General features: G+C 35.0%; 19 protein-coding genes. 9 read left to right on the top strand and 10 right to left on the bottom strand.

The genetic code is table 11. The annotated features are described in order from the left end of the window. Window positions 1-4 precede the first annotated feature (4 nt). Genes FOL89_RS05430 through FOL89_RS05420 form a run of 3 tightly spaced genes read left to right on the top strand, consistent with a single transcriptional unit; the run spans window position 5 to window position 2,060 of the window. On the top strand, window positions 5-616 hold the full coding sequence (locus tag FOL89_RS05430) for a hypothetical protein (RefSeq protein ID WP_144281828.1): 612 nt from the start codon (window positions 5-7) through the stop codon (window positions 614-616). Continuing rightward, entirely contained in the window at window positions 616-1,320 is a 705-nt protein-coding gene (locus FOL89_RS05425; RefSeq protein ID WP_144281827.1) for a hypothetical protein, read from the top strand. The genes FOL89_RS05430 and FOL89_RS05425 overlap by 1 nt, the downstream gene beginning before the upstream one ends. A 23-nt stretch (window positions 1,321-1,343) precedes the next feature. After that, window positions 1,344-2,060: a hypothetical protein gene (locus FOL89_RS05420; protein WP_144281826.1), complete on the top strand. Its 717-nt coding sequence runs from the start codon at window positions 1,344-1,346 to the stop codon at window positions 2,058-2,060. A gap of 1 nt (window position 2,061) precedes the next feature. Here the strand turns inward: FOL89_RS05420 and FOL89_RS05415 are convergent, their stop codons facing one another. Beyond that, on the bottom strand, window positions 2,062-3,159 hold the full coding sequence (locus FOL89_RS05415; protein WP_144281825.1) for a serine hydrolase domain-containing protein: 1,098 nt from the start codon (window positions 3,157-3,159) through the stop codon (window positions 2,062-2,064). 144 nt (window positions 3,160-3,303) lie between these two features. On the opposite strand from FOL89_RS05415, the gene FOL89_RS05410 reads away from it, so the two are divergent. Continuing rightward, window positions 3,304-4,590 (top strand): DUF389 domain-containing protein, encoded by a 1,287-nt coding sequence (locus FOL89_RS05410; protein WP_144281824.1) that lies wholly within the window; start codon window positions 3,304-3,306, stop codon window positions 4,588-4,590. A gap of 18 nt (window positions 4,591-4,608) precedes the next feature. Continuing rightward, a complete protein-coding gene (locus FOL89_RS05405; RefSeq protein ID WP_144281823.1) occupies window positions 4,609-5,487 on the top strand; it encodes a mechanosensitive ion channel family protein in 879 nt (292 codons plus the stop codon). A gap of 85 nt (window positions 5,488-5,572) precedes the next feature. Here FOL89_RS05405 and nhaA read toward each other — a convergent pair whose 3' ends face one another. The 4 genes from nhaA to FOL89_RS05390 form a co-directional block, all read right to left on the bottom strand. Next, window positions 5,573-6,748: a Na+/H+ antiporter NhaA gene (gene nhaA, locus FOL89_RS05400; protein ID WP_144281822.1), complete on the bottom strand. Its 1,176-nt coding sequence runs from the start codon at window positions 6,746-6,748 to the stop codon at window positions 5,573-5,575. 151 nt (window positions 6,749-6,899) lie between these two features. Continuing rightward, window positions 6,900-7,064 (bottom strand): hypothetical protein, encoded by a 165-nt coding sequence (locus FOL89_RS17520; protein WP_185146920.1) that lies wholly within the window; start codon window positions 7,062-7,064, stop codon window positions 6,900-6,902. Then, complete coding sequence (locus FOL89_RS05395) at window positions 7,061-7,771, bottom strand: Dph6-related ATP pyrophosphatase (protein WP_144281821.1); 711 nt, start codon at window positions 7,769-7,771, stop codon at window positions 7,061-7,063. Before FOL89_RS05395 ends, FOL89_RS17520 begins: the two co-directional genes overlap by 4 nt. 229 nt (window positions 7,772-8,000) lie before the next feature. After that, window positions 8,001-11,348, bottom strand: a complete 3,348-nt coding sequence (locus FOL89_RS05390) for a methylmalonyl-CoA mutase family protein (RefSeq protein ID WP_144281820.1) — start codon at window positions 11,346-11,348, stop codon at window positions 8,001-8,003. A gap of 208 nt (window positions 11,349-11,556) precedes the next feature. Here FOL89_RS05390 and FOL89_RS05385 point away from each other — a divergent pair, with 208 nt between their 5' ends. The 4 genes from FOL89_RS05385 (at window position 11,557) to rpsB (ending at window position 13,896) form a co-directional block, all read left to right on the top strand. Beyond that, a complete protein-coding gene (locus FOL89_RS05385) occupies window positions 11,557-11,889 on the top strand; it encodes a hypothetical protein (RefSeq protein ID WP_144281819.1) in 333 nt (110 codons plus the stop codon). A gap of 192 nt (window positions 11,890-12,081) precedes the next feature. Continuing rightward, window positions 12,082-12,537: a 50S ribosomal protein L13 gene (gene rplM / locus FOL89_RS05380; protein ID WP_089744155.1), complete on the top strand. Its 456-nt coding sequence runs from the start codon at window positions 12,082-12,084 to the stop codon at window positions 12,535-12,537. Window positions 12,538-12,543: 6 nt separating this feature from the next. Continuing rightward, a complete protein-coding gene (rpsI, locus tag FOL89_RS05375; RefSeq protein ID WP_047373582.1) occupies window positions 12,544-12,930 on the top strand; it encodes a 30S ribosomal protein S9 in 387 nt (128 codons plus the stop codon). A 201-nt stretch (window positions 12,931-13,131) separates the two neighbouring features. After that, the gene (gene rpsB, locus FOL89_RS05370; RefSeq protein WP_089744153.1) at window positions 13,132-13,896 is read left to right on the top strand and encodes a 30S ribosomal protein S2; all 765 of its coding nucleotides are present in this window, start codon (window positions 13,132-13,134) and stop codon (window positions 13,894-13,896) included. Window positions 13,897-13,948: 52 nt separating this feature from the next. On the opposite strand, the gene FOL89_RS05365 is transcribed toward rpsB, so the two are convergent. The 5 genes from FOL89_RS05365 to FOL89_RS05345 all read right to left on the bottom strand — a co-directional run bounded on the left by FOL89_RS05365 (window position 13,949) and on the right by FOL89_RS05345 (window position 20,704). Next, window positions 13,949-14,665: a DUF6759 domain-containing protein gene (locus tag FOL89_RS05365; protein ID WP_185146919.1), complete on the bottom strand. Its 717-nt coding sequence runs from the start codon at window positions 14,663-14,665 to the stop codon at window positions 13,949-13,951. Window positions 14,666-14,681: 16 nt separating this feature from the next. Further along, window positions 14,682-15,359 carry a tRNA (guanosine(46)-N7)-methyltransferase TrmB gene (gene trmB / locus FOL89_RS05360; RefSeq protein ID WP_144281818.1) on the bottom strand — a complete coding sequence of 226 codons (678 nt, stop codon included), beginning with the start codon at window positions 15,357-15,359 and terminating at the stop codon, window positions 14,682-14,684. A gap of 73 nt (window positions 15,360-15,432) precedes the next feature. Further along, window positions 15,433-16,215: a DUF6759 domain-containing protein gene (locus FOL89_RS05355; RefSeq protein WP_144281817.1), complete on the bottom strand. Its 783-nt coding sequence runs from the start codon at window positions 16,213-16,215 to the stop codon at window positions 15,433-15,435. A gap of 171 nt (window positions 16,216-16,386) precedes the next feature. Beyond that, complete coding sequence (locus FOL89_RS05350) at window positions 16,387-17,175, bottom strand: hypothetical protein (RefSeq protein ID WP_144281816.1); 789 nt, start codon at window positions 17,173-17,175, stop codon at window positions 16,387-16,389. Between the two features lie 109 nt (window positions 17,176-17,284). After that, complete coding sequence (locus tag FOL89_RS05345) at window positions 17,285-20,704, bottom strand: T9SS type B sorting domain-containing protein (protein ID WP_144281815.1); 3,420 nt, start codon at window positions 20,702-20,704, stop codon at window positions 17,285-17,287. Window positions 20,705-20,770 lie beyond the last annotated feature (66 nt).

The following is a 20,770-nucleotide window of genomic DNA, read 5'->3' as shown; positions in this document are numbered from 1 at the left end:
TGTCATGCAAAAAAAATATTCATTAGAAATAGAAAAATATTTGAAAAGTAAAAATCTCAGCCATGAAATATTTGATGAGTTGTATGATCATTTTGTGTTGCAAATAGATGAACTTATGAAAGAAGGCATAAGTTTTCAGGAAGCTTTTCTTAAAGTGAAAATCAGATGGCAGCATGAGTTGAAAATGGTGCGGTCAGATTGGTTTTCTTTCAAAAAAATTGCAAAAATTGAGAAGAATATCTTACAAAACAGATTCAGGAAAATTACTCAGCTATCTGTTTTAGTTTCTTTTCTTACATTACTGCTTTACTTTATTGTGCCAGAATCACTCTTATACATTGTTATTTTGATTGCGATGTGTAATGTTATCACAATGGCTTATCATTTTGTTTGTAAAAAAATAACTTTTCGTGAGTATCTATTTCTAAGTTATCATCCTTTGATTGTCAGAAATCAAATTTTAGTGTTGGTCATATTTTCTGTGGTTTATCTTTTTGATGGAAATATGAATTTTTGGGAGCCTGCTCTAAATCAGATTCTGATAGTTTTTATAATGATGATTCAGCTTCAGCTTCTTTACTTTAAAAATAAAAAGATAAATATCCTTCTTGCCTAATGAACGAATTTCAATCCAGAGAGATAAGAAATTATCTGCTTTCTAAAAATCTTCCCATGGATCTGCTGATGGAAGTTGAAGATCATTTTGTAGCCCACATCAATGAATTATCTTATAGAAAGGCAATGGGTTTTGAGGATGCTTTTGCTAAAGTAAAAGAATTTTGGAAAGAAGATTTGACTGAAACACATTATTATAACGGAAAAAGTATTGCTCAGTTTGTTAAAGAGATAAAAAACCGACAGATGAATAAAATTCTTTTTTCAAGTCTTGTCGTGACGTTTTTTTTGATTTTTTTGTTGTATTTGTTTGCATTTTCGGTTTCAAAAGAGACTTTCAGTGAAATATTAACCTATTTGATATTTGTTTTTTTATCAATAGCCGGAATACATTACCTTGTCAATTTTAGTGTTTTCCGATTTTCAAAAAACAATCCTAAAATCAAATTAAACATCTATCAGAATGGTAATATTTTGGTGTTTTTTGCAGGCTTCACATCTATTGTTTTAGGAAATACTTACAACACTTTGTCGGGAAGAATACAGGCTTTCTTTACGGGAGATTTTTCCTTAGGATTTGCATCATTTCTTCTTTTGCTGATTGTCATTTGGTTTTACATATTTGGTTTTTTAATGCAGATAAAATTTGTAAAATCAGCAAAAAAAACAATGAAAGTGATCAGGTTTTCAGAATTGTCAATTTAAAAAAAGTATAAAATCAATTTAATATGAATGAATTTCAAATACGACAGATAAGAAACTATCTTTTATCTAAAAACTTACCGATTGATTTGTTAATCGAAGTTGAAGATCATTTTATGATGCAGATCAGCGAAATGATGAGAAGTGAAGATATTAATTTTGATACTGCATTTTATCAGGTGAAAGTTATATGGGAAGATGAATTGAGTTTTCCTAAGTATAAAATTCAGTTTAATCTGAATGACGTGACTCGTTTCGTACGCAGAATCAACAGGAGTATTTTGAGACAAACCCTGAAAACAACTTTCCTTTACAGCACAGTTATAGGGGTTTTTGTATTTGGTGGAGTCTTATTTTTTAATGAAAATGTATTTAAGAATTTTTCATTTATAGTTTTTCTTGCCGTTTTTCTTGCTCCTTTGTTGGGATATTTTTTTAAGTGGAAAGATTTTCAGTTGGCTAAAAGGTATGACCGTTATGTCTTAACGTACTATCAGAATTTTATTTTGATTGTTGCCGGTGGATCAGGAGCTTTTGGTCAGATGTTGTTTCGTTACAATGAAATTTCTCCTGAATTGTATAAGGTACTCAACGGAAATTTTACGTGGGAAGGTTTATTTGTTTTTTTTAGTTGTTTTATGATGATTGTATGGTCGGTTTTTAATGTCATTTGTCAGCGCAAATATCTTGGTCAGATCAACAAAGTGAAGCCTTACCTTTATTATTTAAAAGAAAGTTCGTAATTCAGTCTAATTCTTCATTTTCCAGAATGTCTGCAATTTCTTTGATCCTTTTATGAGGATTGAAAGCTGAAAATTTACCTTTTTCTTCATCGGCAATATTAGATAAAATAATAACCGAAGTTTGGGTCTTAGGATAATAAATGTTGAGTGAAGGTGCCCCCTTTATATAACCACTGTGAAAATAAGAAACCGGCTTGTTGTCATTGATCATAATTCCTAATCCGTAACCCATCTTTCCCAGAATAGGATGCTGTCGCTCTGTACTTTTAGAAATAAATCTTTTCAGAGTTTCAGGTTTGATGATTTTTCCGGTGTACAGTGCATTGTTCCAGATGTGTAAATCATTGATAGTAGACAAAACGCCGCCTGCGGGAATTCCGATTCCTGTATTATTTAATCTTTTTGGCATACCTTCAACAGCTGTTTGCGACTTAGAATTACCAACATATGTTTTAGCTAAGTTTTTACCGGCAAATGAAGTTCCTGTTGATGAGTTTTTCATTCCTGCTTTTTTGAAAAGTTCAAGTATATTTTCATCGTACGACCTTCCTGAAATGGCTTCTATGATTTTTCCTAAAGCATTATATCCGTCGTTAGAATAATTAAATCCTTTTCCACCTTCAAACAAAAGCTTTTCATCAAAATTATTGAGTCCTGAAGTATGATTCAGAAGTTGTTGTATGGTAATATTCTCGTATTCTTTCTTCTGAAATTCTTTGATGTATGCTGATGCCTTGTCATTAAGGTGAAGTTTCCCCTGTTCTAGGAGCAGTAATATTAAAACTGATGTAAATTGTTTGCTGATAGACGCAACCGAGAAAACGGTAAGGTTGTCAATTTTTGTTTGATTTTTAAAATCCGAATATCCGTTGTCTCTTCGGTAAAGGTCAATACTGTCTTTGAAAATGCCCACACTTCCGTTAAAATGGTACGTATTGAAAACCGAATCCATTTGGATCTTATAGATTCTTTTCTTTAGAGAAAGCTGTACAGAATCTGCAAAAGCTTTTTTGTCGACTGTTTCTCGTGTCTGTTCTTGTTTCTTGCTGCATGAGAATAGTAATAATAGGAGGAGAGGAAAGAAAAAACTTCTAATCATGAATGTATTTTTAACTAAAATATAAAAATTAACTTTAAAAATTGTGTGAAGCAATAATTTTTTAACCCGGCTGATGACTAAATTATTGCCGGATGAAAGGATTTAGCTATATTTTTCTTAGATTGCAAAAAAAAATAAACACATATGTCATTGATTAGTAATTTTCTCAATTTACATCAGGGAGAAGAGGAGAGAGGGAAGGTTTTGGATAATGTAATTAAGAATATTTCCTTTCGTGGTGCCAATCTCTGGATTCTTGCATGTGCTATTCTTATTGCTTCTATCGGACTCAATGTAAATTCTACTGCCGTGATTATCGGGGCGATGTTGATTTCGCCTTTGATGGGACCAATCGTAGGAGCGGGCTTTGCACTTGCAACCTATGATTTTGAGCTTCTTAAAAAATCGGGTAAAAACCTGCTTGTGGCAACCGTTGTGAGCTTGCTTGTTTCTACGCTGTATTTTTATCTCAGTCCTTTTAAGGATGTACAGTCAGAATTACTTTCCCGTACTTCACCTACAATCTATGATGTGATGATCGCATTTTTCGGAGGAATTGTGGGGGCAATATCTATTACCAGAAAAGATAAAGGAAATCCTATTCCCGGAGTTGCTATTGCAACAGCTTTGATGCCTCCGCTTTGTACGGCAGGATTTGGTCTGGCAGTTTTTGATATGAAATTTTTTGTCGGAGCTATGTATCTGTACACGATCAACTGCTTCTTTATCGGGATTTCTACTTTTGTTATTATTAAATACCTCAAATATCAGCCAATTGTTACCGAAAACAAATCATTTGATAAAAAACTGCGCTACATTATTACCTCACTTATTTTGCTGATGACAATACCTAGTTTTTACCTTGCCTATGGTCTTTTGCAAGAGAAAAGGTTTTCGCAGAATGTTGAAGATTATATTAAAAATGAATTTACAGACAATGGTTATACTCTGATTTATAAAAAAATTAATTATAATGCAGCACCCAAAACGGTAGATCTTGCTTTTTTATCAAGAAACTTTGACAGTCTGGAAATTTCTGATTTTAATAAAAAACTTAAGCTTTTCGGATTGGAAGATACCAAACTGAACATTAAGCAGAATACTTCAGATATAAAGGCTGAGATTTTAAACGAAATCAATAAAAATACCTCAAGTGTTTCTGAGAAAGACCTCCAGATCAATCTTCTGAATAAAGAATTGAATGAATATAAAATTGAGGATAAAGATCTCATCAATGAGGTGAAAATTCTTTTTCCCGGGATCAGTGAGATTTCTTTGGGTAGAGTGAACAGTAGTTTTACGAAAAATGATTCCACATATCAGAAAACAGTTGTTCTGTATTCAGCAGACGAGTCTGTTGATGAAGAAAAGCTTAATCAGTGGCTTGTTTCGAAACTTAAAAATAAAAAACTTGAAATTCTGAAAAAGTAATTTTAACACAAATAGAAGATGAAAGAAGATTATATAAACATTTTTGAAGTCTTTACAAAAAAACTCACCAACTGGGTCAACGAACTGATAGAAAAGACTCCCAATATAATTATTGCAACAGTCTTATTTATTCTCGGTTTTTATCTTTCGGGAGTAGTCAAGAAATTGGTTGTAAGACTTTTGGAGAAAAGAAAAGTAAAACTTTCTGCCCGAATGATGATTGGGAATATCATCTCAATCATTACCGTCTCGGCATTTATTATGTTTTCACTCAATGTTCTGAGTCTGGATAATATGCTGAAAACGGTACTTGCCGGAGCGGGAGTGGCAGGTTTGGCAATTGGTCTTGCTTTGCAGGGTACACTTAGTAATACTTTTTCGGGAGTTGCCTTGTCTTTTGTAAAAGATTTAAGCATTGGTGACACGATAGACAGTAACGGTTACACCGGTGTCATTCAGGATATTAATCTTCGGGTTGTTAAACTAAAAACTCCCGATGGAAATTTAGTAATGATTCCGAATAGAGCCATTATAGAAAACCCTTTGAAAAATTATTCGAGAAACCCAATCACTATTGTTGCAGTAAATTGTGGAATAGAATATGGGGCAAATCTTGAAGATGTGCAAAATATTATTGTTGCAGCTGTAGCTTCTCATAATGAAAACCTCAGAAAAGAAGATATTGTATTTTTTTACAAAGAATTCGGAGACAGCTCTATTAATTTTGAAGTAAGATTTCCCATGCCTTCACAAAATCTGGTAGAAACAGCTGTTGCAAAATCTAAGGCAATTATTGCTATTAAAAAGAGCCTTGATCAGCATCAGATTTCCATTCCGTTTCCGATCAGAACTCTTGATTTTCCAGTTGATTTGCTTCAAAATAACAAAGAAAAATAGTTTTGATTTAAAAAAAACATCATCGTCCCATTGTCTTCCTTATATAAAATGTCTTAATTAAAACTTACAGAGCTTTTTAATAAGATTATTTTACCGTAAAAGGTTTGGAATATTTCAGAATAAAAAATCCTAGAATACCAGCTAATATTGAACTCAGCAATACCGAAAGCTTAGCTTGCGAAACATATATAAGATCATCAAATGATAATATTGATATAAAAATCGACATTGTAAAACCAATTGCAGCCAGAAAAGAAACACCAAGAATGTGAGACCAACTGCTGTTTAATGGCAATGATCCCCATTTCATTTTAACGCAGATCATTGAAGCCAGCATAATCCCTACAGGTTTACCTAATAAAAGCCCAAATGCAATTCCGAGTCCTAAAGGCTGCGTTAGTCCGCTTGTCATTTCTGTTTCCCAGGTAATATTGGTATTGGCAAATGCGAAAATGGGAATAATAAGCAGGTTGACAGGTTTTGCTATTGCATGTTCAAGTCTTTCTAAAGGCGATTCATCTGCCGTTGCATTAGTTGGAATTGTCATCGCCACCAAAACTCCGGCAATAGTAGCATGAATTCCTGAATGATGAATGAAATACCATATAAAAGCTCCCGGAATGAGATAGAGCCATGGATTTTTTACATTAAAACGGTTCATAAGCAACAGTACAATCATTCCTGCTAAAGCATAACCAAGATAAAGCAATTCGATTCCTGAAGAATAAAAAACAGCAATTACCAGAATAGCAATAAGATCATCTACAATAGCAAGTGCAGCTAAAAATATTTTTAAACCAGGAGGAACTCTTCGATCTAAAAGTGATATAACAGCCAAAGCGAATGCAATATCTGTTGCCATGGGTATTCCCCATCCCTGTGAAGAATCTGAATTTTGATTAAAAGCTAAGAAAGTAAGGGCGGGAATCAGGGCACCTCCGATGGCACAGACAATAGGAAGCGCAGCTTTTTTAGGGGATGATAATTCCCCTTCAATAATTTCTCTCTTTATTTCCAAACCTACAAAAAGAAAGAAAATAGCCATTAATCCATCGTTGATCCACATGGAAATGGAATAGTTAAGATGAATGCTGCTATTTTCAAAACCTATTTTTTTGTCTAAAAAACTTTGCAGATCTCCGGCTAAAGATGTGTTGGCAACGATAAGTGAAGCTATAACAGCAAAAAATAGCAGGAAACCACCAAAATTACTTGATTGTACAAATGTTTTGAAAACACTAAGATGTATATTTTTGCTCATAATCTGGTTTTAGATAAAAAGGAAAAAGAAAGAAAAATATTGCAGATCACAAAACTGGAAATATCTTTCCCATCATAGGTTTGATTTCGGATTATTCTTTCTTACAATTCCAGCTATTTTAAACTTTATAAGTGCTTCAAAAATAAGACCATCAAAAAGTAAAAGTGTAAAATTCTTCTTTCTCATCAAAAGGATTTTCATTTTGCGCAACTAAACTATTAAACTTAGTCTCTTGTAAATATAAAGCATCTGCTACTTCAAAAGCAAAGATATCTTGGGTGAAATTGAGGCAATCTGTATTTCGATGATTTTTCATTTTGAAACCAAATCACAAAACCAGAAAATATATTCTCCGTCTTCTTGGTTTTCATCAGATTTAGGTTTGGGATATGTTTTCTTTATAACGTCTCCAATTTCAAAACCAATCGGTTTTTTAAAAATAGGACCGTCAAAAGTGAACGTGTGAAATTCTCCGTTTTCTCCGCAAGGATCTACATTCTTGGGTAAATCTTTAATGAAACGTTCATCAATAATTCTTCCGGCAAAACTTTTATCAAGATAAGTTTCGTTAACGCTAGTTACAATTGTTTTAAATCCTAAATGCAAAAACTCATGAATGAGATCTGTTGTATTGATATTCCAAAGTGGAAAAACACCTTTCATTCCGATTGTTTGTAACTGATCTTCCCTAAATTTTCGTAAGTCTTCCAGAAAAATATCTCCGAAAATAGAATGAGTAACACCTTGAGATTTTATTTTGCTCATCGTGCTGTTCATCAATTCATAATATTCTTCCATTGACGGTTCTTTTGGGAGTTCCAGCTTAATTAGAGGGTAACCCAGACTTTCAGCCTGTTTTTCTAATAAAGAAACAGAAACACCGTGCATGGAAATTCTTTGAAATTCTTGGTTGATGCTTGTTAGCAAAGAGGTGATTTCAAGTTTTTCTTCCTGTAAAGTTTTGTACAAAGCGAGTGCAGAATCTTTTCCGCTGCTCCAGTTGAAAATAGCTTTTGGTTGCATTTGCATATTCTACCTTATAAAGGTTTTGAATCGTTTAATATTTATTATCAGATTTTCCGAAATTGTTTAGTTCATGAGGTTCAAACTTGCTTTTCATCAATTTATTTTTTAGGGTTAAAAATACGTCATGAATATTCAAAAACACAAAAAAACCTCAAAGAAAATTCCTTGAGGTTTTTTATAACTTATGAATACGTTTAGTAGTCAATAATTGTCTACGGCACAGCCGTTACATATTTCTTCTGTACTTACCACCCACTTCAAAAAGAGCATTCGTAATCTGCCCAAGCGAACAATATTTCACGGCATCCATCATTACATTAAATAAATTTTGTTGGTTGATGGCGGCATGTTGCAATGTTTTAAGAGCGGCTTCTGATTTGTCTTCATTGGATTTCTGGAAATTATGAAGCATTTCAATCTGGAATTGTTTTTCTTCCTCAGTCGAACGGATCACTTCTCCCGGACGAACCGTTGGTGAACCGTCTTTACCTAAGAATGTATTTACCCCAATGATTGGGTATTCTCCGGTATGTTTCAACCATTCATAATGCATAGATTCTTCCTGAATTTTTGAACGTTGGTACATGGTTTCCATTGCACCCAAAACGCCACCTCTTTCTGTAATTCTGTCGAATTCTGCGTAAACAGCTTCTTCAACCAAATCCGTTAATTCTTCAATAATAAATGAACCTTGAAGCGGATTTTCGTTTTTCGCCAGTCCTAATTCTTTATTGATAATCAACTGAATCGCCATCGCTCTTCTAACAGACTGCTCAGTCGGCGTTGTAATTGCTTCGTCATAAGCATTCGTATGAAGTGAATTACAGTTATCATAGATCGCATACAATGCCTGAAGAGTTGTTCTGATATCATTGAAATCAATTTCCTGTGCATGAAGCGAACGTCCCGAAGTTTGGATGTGGTATTTTAACATCTGGCTTCTTTCATCGGCTCCGTATTTCAGTTTCATGGCTTTTGCCCAGATTCTTCTCGCTACACGTCCGATTACTGAATATTCAGGATCGATACCGTTGGAGAAGAAGAAAGATAAATTCGGTGCAAAATCATTGATGTTCATTCCTCTTGACAAATAATATTCCACATACGTGAAACCGTTTGCCAAAGTAAATGCCAACTGAGAAACAGGATTTGCGCCCGCTTCTGCAATGTGATAACCTGAAATAGAAACCGAGTAGAAGTTTCTCACTTTTTCTGTGATGAAATATTCCTGAACGTCACCCATCAATCTCAAAGCAAATTCAGTAGAGAAAATACAGGTATTCTGAGCCTGATCTTCTTTTAAAATATCTGCCTGAACGGTACCACGAACGGTTGCGATGGTTTTAGCTTTAATTTCAGCATAAGCTTCCGCAGGAATGACTTCATCTCCGGTAAGTCCTAATAATTTTAAACCTAAACCATTGTTTGATGGTGGTAATTCGCCGTTATATTTTGGTCTTTCTAAACCTTTATCATCGAATTTTGCCTTTAAAGCTCTTTCAACATTCGCTTCCAATTTATGTTCAGCGATATATTTTTCAACATTCTGGTCGATGGCTGCATTCATGAAGAATGCCAACAGCATTGGAGCAGGACCATTAATGGTCATCGAAACCGAAGTCATCGCATTCACCAAGTCAAAACCTGAATATAATTTTTTTGCATCATCCAGTGTGGCGATAGAAACTCCTGCGTTTCCGATTTTACCATAAATATCTGGTGGAAGAGCTGGATCCTGACCGTATAAAGTTACAGAGTCAAAAGCGGTAGACAGACGTTTTGCATCCATTTCCGCAGAAACATAATGGAATCTTCTGTTCGTTCTTTCCGGTCCACCTTCTCCGGCGAACATTCTTGTTGGATCTTCTCCGGTTCTTTTGAAAGGATAAATTCCCGCTGTGTAAGGAAATCCTCCAGGAAGATTTTCCTGACCTTTCCATTTAATCAAATCTCCCCAATCAGTATATTTTGGAAGAGATATTTTTGGAATCTTTAAATGAGATAAAGATTCTGTTGAGGTTTCAACTTTAATTTCTTTTCCACGAACGAAATACGAGTAAAACTCTGCTTTGAAAGCCTCTTTAGTATCGTCCCAGTTTTTAAGGAAATCGATATTTTCCTGTTGAAGGTCTTTTTCAGCTTTTTGATATTCAGCGTCTAAAGTTTCGTTGGAAAGGAATTTTTTAACACCTTCAATATGATACATTTTTCTTGCTAATTCTGCTTGTTTTTCAATATTAGCATCGTATTGTCTGTTGTTTTCAACGATTTCAGAAAGGTAACGAACTCTTTTTGGAGGAATGATGGTTACTTCGTCTGTAATTTCCTGCTCAACAAAACCTTGTAGATTTAAACCAGTAAATTTATCGTTTACTTTAGAAATTAATCTGTTGTATAATTCTGTTGTGCCGTGATCGTTGAATTGTGATGCTTTTGTTGCGTAAACCGGCATTTCATCCAACGGACTTTCCCACAGCAAATGGTTTCTCTGGAACTGCTTTCTTACGGCTTGAAGTGCATCTAAAGCACCACGTTTATCAGATTTATTTAAAGCAACCAAGTCTGCATAATCTAACATATCAATTTTTTCCAACTGCGTAGAAGCTCCATATTCAGGAGTCATTACATACATTGAAACATCCGCAAAATCAGAAACTTCCGAACCAGATTGTCCGATACCCGAAGTTTCCAAAATGATAACATCAGGATGAGCTAATTTCAAGACATTTAAAGCGGAGTGAATGAACGGAGAAACAGAAACGTTGTTCTCTCTCGTCGCCATCGAACGCATATAAACTCTCGGATCATTGATCGCATTCATACGAATTCTGTCACCCAAAAGTGCACCTCCGGTTTTCTTTTTCGAAGGGTCAATCGAAATAATGGCAATCTTTTTACCAGGATTTGAACGAAGGAAACGTCTTACCAATTCGTCTGTCAAAGAAGATTTTCCCGCTCCACCTGTTCCGGTGATTCCGACGATTGGAATATTTAAGTCTTTTGATTTTTCATCAATCGCTTTTACCAATTCCGGTTTTTCTTCTGAAAAATTTTCAACTGCGGAAATGATTTTGGCAATGCTTGTAGAATTTTCAAAACTGATAGCATCCAAATCCTCTACAATCACTTCTTTTCCTGTCGGGAAATCTGATTTTTTCACCAAATCATCAATCATTCCCTGAAGACCAAGCTCACGACCGTCATCCGGAGAATAAATTCTGTCGATTCCGTAAGACATGATGTCTTCGATTTCTTCAGGCAAGATTACACCGCCACCGCCTCCAAAAATTTTGATTTGTGGGGAGTTTTTCTCTCTTAAAAGGTCATAGATGTATTTGAAATATTCGTTGTGACCGCCTTGATATGAAGTCAGGGCAATGGCGTTGGCATCTTCCTGAATGGCGGTATTTACCACTTCTTCAGCTGATTTGTCGTGACCAAGGTGAATGACTTCGCATCCTGTTCCCTGGATCACACGGCGCATAATATTGATGGCAGCATCGTGACCGTCAAATAGTGAAGCAGCTGTTACAATTCTTACTTTATTTTTAGGGGTATATTTTTGGGTTTCCATAAAAAAATTACAAAATTTCTGAATCCCAAATATAATAATAAAAAGAAGATTGTTTTTTTTGCTTCAATGGGTTGTATTTCAGTAGTTTGTGTTTTTGGAGGTATTTTTGTTTTTACAATTAACTAACGTTTGTTCTGTTTTGTATTTTGAGCTAGCCAAATTTTCTGTGACGAATTAAAATTTCTATTTTTGCACTATAAAATTTAGAATGAAAAGAGCATTAATCTATTTCGGATTAGGAACGGTTATTAGTTTTTTAATTAATTATCTCTTTATTGACGGGGAAAATATTGGTCTGGAATTATATTATGCCATTGCTTTCGGTCTTGCATGGGGACTGGCTTATTTTCTGGATAATCCTAAATTTTCTTTGTTTCAGAAAATGGGTTCGTCTTTTGGGGTGATGGCGCTCTTGGTGGCTGTTGGAGCTGTGATTTTCAATCTTGAACTGGCTATTCCTTCGATCTTGAAATTTTCTACTGTTTTTGTAGCTTATTATTTAATTGCAAGTTTCAGAGCTACTAAATCGTTACGCAATTAATGTTTTTCTTTATTTTGATTTTATCATTTTTACACTTTAAAAATCAATTGTAATTGCTTTATTAATTTGATAACTCACTTATTATCATTATTTCCAATACTTTAATTTAAATATATTTTCAGAATAGAAAAATATTCGTACCTTTGCACACCCTTTTAGGGGGAAATTATGTTTAATCTTTAACTAAAACGTGTGAATACATTAAGTTACAAAACTGTTTCAGCGAACAAAGCTACTGCTAATAAAGAATGGGTTGTGGTAGACGCTGAAGGACAACCTTTAGGAAGACTTGCTTCTAAGGTTGCAAAGATTTTGAGAGGTAAGCACAAAGCAAACTTTACACCTCACGTAGATTGTGGTGATAATGTTATTGTTTTGAATGCTGGGAAAGTTACTCTTTCCGGAAACAAGTGGAACGATAAGACTTATATCTGGCATACAGGATATCCTGGTGGTCAGAAGTCTATGACAGCTGCAGAACTTCAGAAAAAAGATTCTTTAAAAGTATTGGAAAAATCTGTAAAAGGTATGCTTCCAAAGAACAGATTAGGATCTGCATTGTTGAAGAACCTTTATTTGTATGAAGGAACTGAGCACAAGCATGAAGCTCAACAGCCAAAAACAATTAATGTTAACGAAATTAAATAATTAATTATGTCTATAGTTCACAAAATTGGTAGAAGAAAAACTTCTGTAGCAAGAGTTTATGTAAGACCAGGTTCTGGTAACATTACTGTAAACGGTAAAGATGCTAAAGAATATTTTTCTACAGACGTTATGGTTTACAAATTGAACCAGCCGTTTATCCTTTCTGAAACTGTTGGTCAGTATGACGTTACTGTAAACGTATTCGGAGGTGGAAATACAGGTCAGGCAGAAGCTATCAGATTAGGTATTTCAAGAGCACTTTGCGAAATCAATGCTGAGTTCAGATTAGCTTTGAAGCCAGCTGGTTTACTTACAAGAGACGCAAGAATGGTGGAAAGAAAGAAGCCAGGTCAGAAAAAAGCAAGAAAGAGATTCCAATTCTCAAAACGTTAAGAATTGCTATAAGCTTAAAGCAATATGCAGTAAGCTTTTTGAAAAACTTATTAAATTTTTTTATCCGCTTGAAAGCTTAAAGCTTATTGCCTACAGCCTAAAGCAAATTGCCCGTTACGTTTAGCATCCAAACGCTTCTCCCATCTAAAGAAGTTGTTGATTGTTTAAAAAACGGAAAGTAAACTAACAAAAACAGAAAACATGGCAAAAGCAAATGTAAAAGACCTTCTAGAGGCTGGTGTACACTTCGGTCACATGACTAGAAAGTGGAATCCAAATATGGCTCCATACATTTTTATGGAGAAAAACGGTATTCACATTGTAGACTTACATAAAACAGCAGTTAAATTGGACGAAGCTTGTAACGCTTTGGAAAAATTAACTTCTGCAGGTAAAAAAGTTCTTTTCGTAGCAACTAAAAAGCAAGCGAAAGAAGTGGTTGCTAAGCACGCTGCTGAACTTAATATGCCTTATATCACTGAAAGATGGCCGGGAGGTATGTTGACGAATTTCGTTACGATCAGAAAGGCTGTAAAGAAGATGAACTCTATCGACAAAATGAAAAAAGACGGTACGTTCGAAACTTTATCTAAAAAAGAAAGATTACAGGTAGACAGACAAAGAGCTAACTTAGAGAAAAACTTAGGTTCTATCTCTGACATGGTGCGTCTTCCTTCTGCAATCTTCGTTGTAGATATTATGAGAGAGCATATCGCTGTAACTGAAGCTAAGAAATTAGGTATCCCGGTTTTCGGTATTGTTGATACCAACTCTGACCCAAGAAAAGTAGATTTCGTTATCCCAGGAAACGATGATGCTTCTAAGTCTATTGATATGATCCTGAGCGTTGTTTCAGATTCTATCAAAGAAGGTCAGTCTCAGAGAAAAGCTGATAAAGAAAAATCTAAAGAAGAAGGAGAAGTAGTATCTGCTGATAAAGACGCAGATTTCGATTCTGCTGAATAATTGAAGATTATTCTTTTAAATATAAAACCGCTGAATTTCAGCGGTTTTTTTGTTACTTTCTTTTTTTGGATTTAGATAATTTTTTCTTTTGACTGATATTTTTTAAATCCCTATCTGGGTTTGTGTTTTCCTTTACTATATTTGGCTGACTGTCTTTATAACCGGGGTTATTCAAAACCATCATCAGGGTTTTACTAATTTCTTTTTTATTTTGGTATACCACATCACAGAGACTTCCCGAAAGGTTATACTCATCCTTATTCAAAACAATAGAGTTTTCTCCTTTTGCTGGAACAGGAAGATGATAAAACTTTTTCCCGGAAATTTCCAGTACTAAATTGCAGTCAGAGTTGTTCTTTATAAGCAGAATGGCTTCATTACTGCTGATATCTTCATTAAATAAAGCATTCAGCAATTTTACAGTTTTTTCTTTGTGTTGTTCAGAGTTTTCTGACATTAATTTTTTGAAAAGCAGCTCTTTTTGCTCATTATTTTTTTTAGCTGAACTTATGTTGGGCAGATCTACGAAAACAGGTCTGGCTTCCATGGGTTTGGCATCTTTTTTACCTTTTGTCCATTCAGCATTTTTTAGGGCTATGATGCGCTGTTTCAGGAGCCTTCTTTTGGGGTCTTCAGGGTGAGCCTTAGAAATATATTCTTCAATCTCATTGATGTTCGTACTTTTAAGTATTTCTTCTCTCTGACTGTTGACAGTGCAGGAAAAACTGATGAGACTGAAGAACAAAACAGTAATCCATTTTTTCTTCATCAAATTGTGTTTTTTATTAGTTAATTCTGAATTTTATATAGGTAATCGTTTTTCCTTTTGCTGAAAAGAGTTCTTCATAATGTGTCTTTATATCGCGTAAATGTGGTGTGTCCGGATCATATTCCAATGCTCCGTAAATGTCGTGATGAGCAGTGATGATTTCATAACCTGCACCCTGCAAATATCCTAACGTATAGCCATGTAAGAATTCGGAATCTGTTTTAAGATGAATGATTCCGCCAGGTTTCAAAAATTTTTTATAACGCTCAAGAAAATCAGGATGAGTAAGTCTATGTTTTGTTCGTTTAAATTTTATTTGCGGATCCGGAAAAGTGATCCAGATTTCGTCAACTTCATTTTCAGCAAAATAATAATGAACCAGCTCAATTTGAGATCGCAGGAAAGCAACATTATTCATCTTGTTTTCTACAGCTTCTTTAGCACCAAACCAAAATCTTGCACCTTTAATATCAATTCCGATGAAGTTTTTGTCAGTAAATGTTTTTGCGAGACCTACAGAATATTCTCCTTTTCCGCAGCCCAGTTCCAAAACGATTGGCTGATTGTTTTTGAAGAAACTTTCTCTCCATTTCCCTTTGAGTTCAAACCCGCTAAGTGCCTCTTCTCTGGTTGGCTGAATGACATTTGGTAAAATTTTATTCTCTGCGAATCTTCGTAGTTTATTTTTGCCCATGAATTATAAATGAAAGCTGCAAAATTACGAAAATTATGCAGCATTGAGATTTTTATTTAATGATGAGAAATGATTATTTTGGAGAGCTTCCTAAAGCAATCATTAAAGGTTTGCGAATTGTTTTTTGAGAAGCATATTGTGCACCGCAAACGATACTGGATAAAAGATAATCACCTTTGTCTATTACAATTGAATTATCTCCGTTAGCAGGAACGGGAAGCCTGTATTTCGTATGTCCTACACCTTCAATTCTTACAATGATGTTGCAGTCTGATTTGTTCTGAATTAAAACGATGCATTCTTTTGAGTTGGGATCATTGTCAAATAATGAATTGAGAATCTTTACAGTTTTATTTTTGTGTTCAATAGGATTTTCAGACATAAGCATATTAAACTCGGAGGCCTCTGTATCAGGAATTGCAACAGCCGGAGCTTTTGCTGATGCGGGAGCTGCTACATATACATTTTGTGGAGTACTTGGTGTATATACTATAGCTGCCTGTCCTACCTGAAGCTGTTGCTGATATTTCTGGATCTGTTTCTGTTTAATTATAGCATTAAATTCTTCAAAAGAAATTTTTGTAGAAGGCCCTCTTTTGAGGCGTGCCAGATTTTCCTGCATTTCTTTTACCTTTCTGTCACCAGGTGGAGCATCTCTGATGTATTCTTTCATCATCGTCATCACTCTTGGCTTGAGAACGGATCTTTTGGGGTCATCAGGATGGGCATCCCTCAGAAATGCATTAATTTCGTAAATGTTTTTGCTTTTAAGAATATCACTGTAATCCTTATTTTTTCTTTGTGCAGAATAAGATACAAAAACCAAACTGGTAAAAAGTAAAACTAACTTTTTCATTGATATTTTAAATTGGTGAAGCGAAGTTAATTTTTCAAATATTTAATTTAATCAAAATAATGAATGATTAGTTTTCATTAAAATTAAAGAAAATGTGGAAAAATACATCACTTTTAATTAATAATTTTTTCTTTTTTTTTGTGTTTTTAATAAATACTTAAATAAAACAAGTTAATTAATAACTTCCTGTAAATGTGAGTTTTTAAGTCTCCGCTGATAGATGGGCAGATATTTTTCTATGGGTAGCTTTACAGCATCAAAGTTGCCTGTTTGTACATATACTTCAATGTTTTCTGAGGTATAAACGAAGTGCAGAAAATTGTCAATTAAATTTTCAGGAATTTTAAATCTTATAAAATAGTCTGTTCCTAAATAATTTTTAATCTGTGTTACAGAATTTTGCATTCTTTCGTAAGCTACAAGTCTCTGTTTTTTCTTTCTTTCCCCAGATAGAATATCAAAAATACTATCTATACTGAAGGTAAGACCCCCATCTCGTAGTCCTGCAACCGGAAGCTCCGGAGGAGTGCCGTCACCTTTTGGTTCGGGCAAGCCGATTGCTTTTTTAATGGCAAGAGCTTTATCTTCTTTTCTGATGGAGTTTACATCGTATCTTAAATTTCCTGTAGGTCTGAATCTGCTGATGACTACTTCCTGAATGTCATGATATGCCACTTTAAGTTCAATCAGATTTTTTGAATTCATCATTTGTGACGTAATCTTAATATCTTTTCTCTCAGTAACAATGGAGGTAAATCTGATCACGTCACCCGGCTCAGCATACAATTGAAAATCTCCATTGTAACTTGTAAGCACAGTTTTGTGCTTGTTGATATTGGTAACGTAAACCTGATTAAGATACAGCACCGAATTGTCTCTTAAAAAAACTTCTCCGGTAAAAATCTGCCCGTGAATTTTACTTACAAATACCAGTAAAAAAATTGTAATGAGTTTATTCATATCTTATGCAAAAGTACATAAGATTACAGTAGTCTTTACTGATATTCTTCAATTGAAGGGTTAAAATTTTATTAAACTTTAAAATAAACTGTTAAGGAATGTTATAAATTTACCTATCCCAAAGACTATTGTTTCTATGTTTTACCAAAAGCCAGCTTGAATATTTTACGGTGGTTACGTCTCCAAGTTCTGTCCAGCTGATGAAATACCAGTAGGTTGCAGTAGGGACCGGTCTTCCTTTCATATTTCCATCCCAAGTAAATTTATTGGTGGGTGTACCTCGGAAAACTTCTGCTCCGTATCGGTCAAAAATTCTAAATTCCAGATTTTTCTTATTCATTAAAGAAGAATAATTGATTACATCATTTCTGCCATCATCATTTGGAGTAATCGTATTAATCAGGTCAATGATCACAAATTCTTCTTTTACGATTTCACATTTCAGAGAATCTCTTACATACACGTTGTACGTTCCTCTGGTTACATTCGTAAAAACATTTGAAGATTGCCAAATAAAGCCATCAAGCGAATATTCGTAAGCAGGATTTCCTCCGCTCACACCTATTGTTACGGTAGAGCCGTTAATTTCAATAGTAGTAATCACCGGTAATATAGATTCTGATACATTTACAAATTGTTTATAGACACATCCGTCAAACGTCAGTTCTACCCAATAATTACCTGCTGCTACATTTGAAATAGACTGAGTTGTTGCTCCCGTACTCCACAGATAAGCAGTAAATCCGGAACCGGCATCTAATGTTGTTTGTGTTTTTGCACAAATGATCTGGTCTGTGAGAATATCAGATTTTTTCGGGGTTTTAAGAGTGATTCTTAATGTTGCGACATCGGGACAAAGTCCTGCTTTTTCAAATCTAATAAAATAAGTATGTGTTCCGGTAAGAGTGACAGTTCCATTAATAGGAGAAACATCATTTTCTGCATCTGCTAAAGTTGCGTGATAGCTTACAGAAACCTGCGGATCTGTAGTAAACTGACTGATGAATTGAGAAAGATTGACTTGTTTGCTGCCGTCCAAGTCATCATCACAATAAGTGGTCACCAACAGGTTGGTCAACAGGCTTAGTTTGCTTCCAAACGTAAAATTTATAGGTTGAATGACAGGTGCACATCCATCAGGAGAATCTACGCGAACATATATTGTTGTATTTGTGTTAAAGCTCCAGTTATTTGGAAGTGTATTGTTGTTGCCAAGATTAGCATCCGAAAGCTGAGCATAATATCTAACGGTTGTAAAATAGGTTGGATTATTAAGAATTTGCTGAGTAATATCTGATAAAACAACATTCACTGTTCCATCTAAATTCTCATCACACTGAATTCCTATGTTTGCAGCGCTTACAACAGCTAGGGGAAATAAATTTAAAGTAATCTGAGCAATATTTTTGCATCCCGTAGGATTTTTAACAACAACATAAACAATAGTTCCTGCTGGTGCAGGATGAATAGTCGGATTGGTAATTTCTCCGGCAGCATTTTCTGTTTGTGCAGCCAGCAGATTCGTATAATAAGTTTTCACAACAGGAGTGTTCGTAGTTACATTTGCTGAAGTCAGATCAAATATTCCCACATTATTGACATTACATGCTGTTATTGTTGCATTGGTAACTGTTACCGGCTGTATGTTAATGGTAACTGTTATAGATTCACAATCAGGGAAATCGGGATCATTACCGCAGAATGTATAAGTAAAGGTATCTGTTCCCCCGGCAGAAGGGTTTGTTGCATTATAGGTAATAACTCCCGTTACGGTATTTATTGTAGCAGTTCCTAATGAAGGTGGAGCAGTTATCGCAACGGTTGAAGCAACCGGAGTTTGTGTAGAGGTACTGAAGGTAGGGACGATAGTCTTTACATCACATATATTTAAAGTTTCAGTAGTTTGTTTTAAACAATTTAGGACTTTGTATTGCGCTGTAACAAGCGGAGCACAGCTTCCCATCGTTACGGAGCATGTATAAAACCCCGATTGTGTTGGAGTAAAAGTAGGAGAGGTGGCACCAGTAATTATACTTCCATTTCGGTACCATTGATAAGCTTCGTAAATAATAGGATCTACAGTAAGGACAATTCCCGGAACGCAGTCGCCACCTGATTTTATAATAACAGGTTGCGTTGGAAACCCTGCAAAAAATCCCCCATATCCTACGGCATCACTTCCTGCATTGATTCCGGCTGTAATGGCTTTGGTTGAAGTAATTGTTATGGTTCCGGTGGTGTTTGGGATACCATAAGTAACCCAGTTGTTTGTTCCTGTCATATCGAAAGGTCCTGTTCCTGCAGGCGGAGGAGCTCCGTTTACATTTACTACGGCACCTTTTTCTGTAATTAAATTGAGCTTGGTCGGTATATTAAGAATGCCTGAAGGATTTACATTAGTATGAACAAAATTTTCATTAATGAATCCGAGCTCATCAATTTGTTTGGGAAGATAGCAGTTGAGTCCGGGAATAAAATTAAATCCGCCGGTTGCCACTTCATTTCCTGTAGTAGAGGCCCCTGCAAGCATTTGATAAACATAAGCGTTTTTGTTGCTTACAATATACATGTTGTAATGACCGTTTCCCTGCAGTATATACTTAGAATCAGGAATAACAAAATATTGTCCTGTATTGATGGTAGCAATAGGCAAGATTTCGTTGTTGACAAAGATGGTTGTATTGTCTTCCGTTGCGATAACCAGCGCACCTTCCATATTGCTTCCGATATTGCCGTTACCTTTTACAAGAGCAAAGGTATTTCCCAACTGGGCTACAGATACCGACTGATCCATCAAAATATCTGAGCTTAAAGGCTGATTCCCGGCATATTGACCATTAAAATTTCCATTGGTGACATTTATTGGTTTTGTGGAAACTATTTTGGCACCAATAAACCCATCAAAGTTTCCTGTAATATTACCGATTCCGTCCAGAATGTAGGATTGTCCTTTATTTAGGGTGAAAGTTAAAGTAGGATTGGTAATGCCGGTTGTTCCGTTAGAAAACTGTACGGTTGGTTTATAGCCTGAAATAGTAACAGTAGTATTATCTTCTGTTGCCAGTATACTGGTCATGAAATTGAGAATTCCATTACTTACCGTGATAGGAGCAGATGCCGCATAAAAAGAAGTCCCCTTTGCAGCTGTACCTTTTGAAGTGATAATTTCGGCATGATTAAACACTGAAAACCTGAGATTGGCATAAAAAGGAAAATCTGCCTGAAGATAAAGCCCTTTTGTACCTGGGGTAAATAAATCTGATTGCTGAGTCGTAATGATGTAATCTCTGAGAACATCAAATTTTTGCGGATTTGTTTTGCTGATGGTTACCGTTCCTATTAAGACGTTATTATTGTAGATACTTACCGGAAAGGGAGTTGTCCGGTTGGTAGACAAGTATAGTTTTTGATATGGATTGGGATTTCCGGTTCTATCTACCATAGGTGCAAACCAGTGTTCTCTATCCAACTGAGCCAGAGTAGTAGAGAATATATAAAAAATAAGAAAAAAAGATAGAATTTTCTTCATATCGAATTTGAGTTTATCACAAATTTAACAATAAAATGTAGTATTGTTTTTAAAATAATAAAAAAA

It is taken from the genome of Chryseobacterium echinoideorum (genome assembly GCF_007474535.1).
GTDB classification, from domain to species: Bacteria; Bacteroidota; Bacteroidia; order Flavobacteriales; family Weeksellaceae; genus Chryseobacterium; species Chryseobacterium echinoideorum.
The sequence above is the reverse complement of the archived record's forward strand: the minus strand, read 5'-3'. Positions and strand labels throughout refer to the sequence as shown.

What these genes read in the sequence shown, in the direction of transcription:
- FOL89_RS05430 (WP_144281828.1), top strand. Translation starts at nt 5, where the DNA reads ATGCAAAAAAAATATTCATTAGAAATAGAAAAATATTTGAAAAGTAAA.
- FOL89_RS05425 (WP_144281827.1), top strand. Translation starts at nt 616, where the DNA reads ATGAACGAATTTCAATCCAGAGAGATAAGAAATTATCTGCTTTCTAAA.
- FOL89_RS05420 (WP_144281826.1), top strand. Translation starts at nt 1,344, where the DNA reads ATGAATGAATTTCAAATACGACAGATAAGAAACTATCTTTTATCTAAA.
- FOL89_RS05415 (WP_144281825.1), bottom strand. Translation starts at nt 3,159, where the DNA reads ATGATTAGAAGTTTTTTCTTTCCTCTCCTCCTATTATTACTATTCTCA.
- FOL89_RS05410 (WP_144281824.1), top strand. Translation starts at nt 3,304, where the DNA reads ATGTCATTGATTAGTAATTTTCTCAATTTACATCAGGGAGAAGAGGAG.
- FOL89_RS05405 (WP_144281823.1), top strand. Translation starts at nt 4,609, where the DNA reads ATGAAAGAAGATTATATAAACATTTTTGAAGTCTTTACAAAAAAACTC.
- nhaA (WP_144281822.1), bottom strand. Translation starts at nt 6,748, where the DNA reads ATGAGCAAAAATATACATCTTAGTGTTTTCAAAACATTTGTACAATCA.
- FOL89_RS17520 (WP_185146920.1), bottom strand. Translation starts at nt 7,064, where the DNA reads ATGAAAAATCATCGAAATACAGATTGCCTCAATTTCACCCAAGATATC.
- FOL89_RS05395 (WP_144281821.1), bottom strand. Translation starts at nt 7,771, where the DNA reads ATGCAACCAAAAGCTATTTTCAACTGGAGCAGCGGAAAAGATTCTGCA.
- FOL89_RS05390 (WP_144281820.1), bottom strand. Translation starts at nt 11,348, where the DNA reads ATGGAAACCCAAAAATATACCCCTAAAAATAAAGTAAGAATTGTAACA.
- FOL89_RS05385 (WP_144281819.1), top strand. Translation starts at nt 11,557, where the DNA reads ATGAAAAGAGCATTAATCTATTTCGGATTAGGAACGGTTATTAGTTTT.
- rpsI (WP_047373582.1), top strand. Translation starts at nt 12,544, where the DNA reads ATGTCTATAGTTCACAAAATTGGTAGAAGAAAAACTTCTGTAGCAAGA.
- rpsB (WP_089744153.1), top strand. Translation starts at nt 13,132, where the DNA reads ATGGCAAAAGCAAATGTAAAAGACCTTCTAGAGGCTGGTGTACACTTC.
- FOL89_RS05365 (WP_185146919.1), bottom strand. Translation starts at nt 14,665, where the DNA reads ATGAAGAAAAAATGGATTACTGTTTTGTTCTTCAGTCTCATCAGTTTT.
- trmB (WP_144281818.1), bottom strand. Translation starts at nt 15,359, where the DNA reads ATGGGCAAAAATAAACTACGAAGATTCGCAGAGAATAAAATTTTACCA.
- FOL89_RS05355 (WP_144281817.1), bottom strand. Translation starts at nt 16,215, where the DNA reads ATGAAAAAGTTAGTTTTACTTTTTACCAGTTTGGTTTTTGTATCTTAT.
- FOL89_RS05350 (WP_144281816.1), bottom strand. Translation starts at nt 17,175, where the DNA reads ATGAATAAACTCATTACAATTTTTTTACTGGTATTTGTAAGTAAAATT.
- FOL89_RS05345 (WP_144281815.1), bottom strand. Translation starts at nt 20,704, where the DNA reads ATGAAGAAAATTCTATCTTTTTTTCTTATTTTTTATATATTCTCTACT.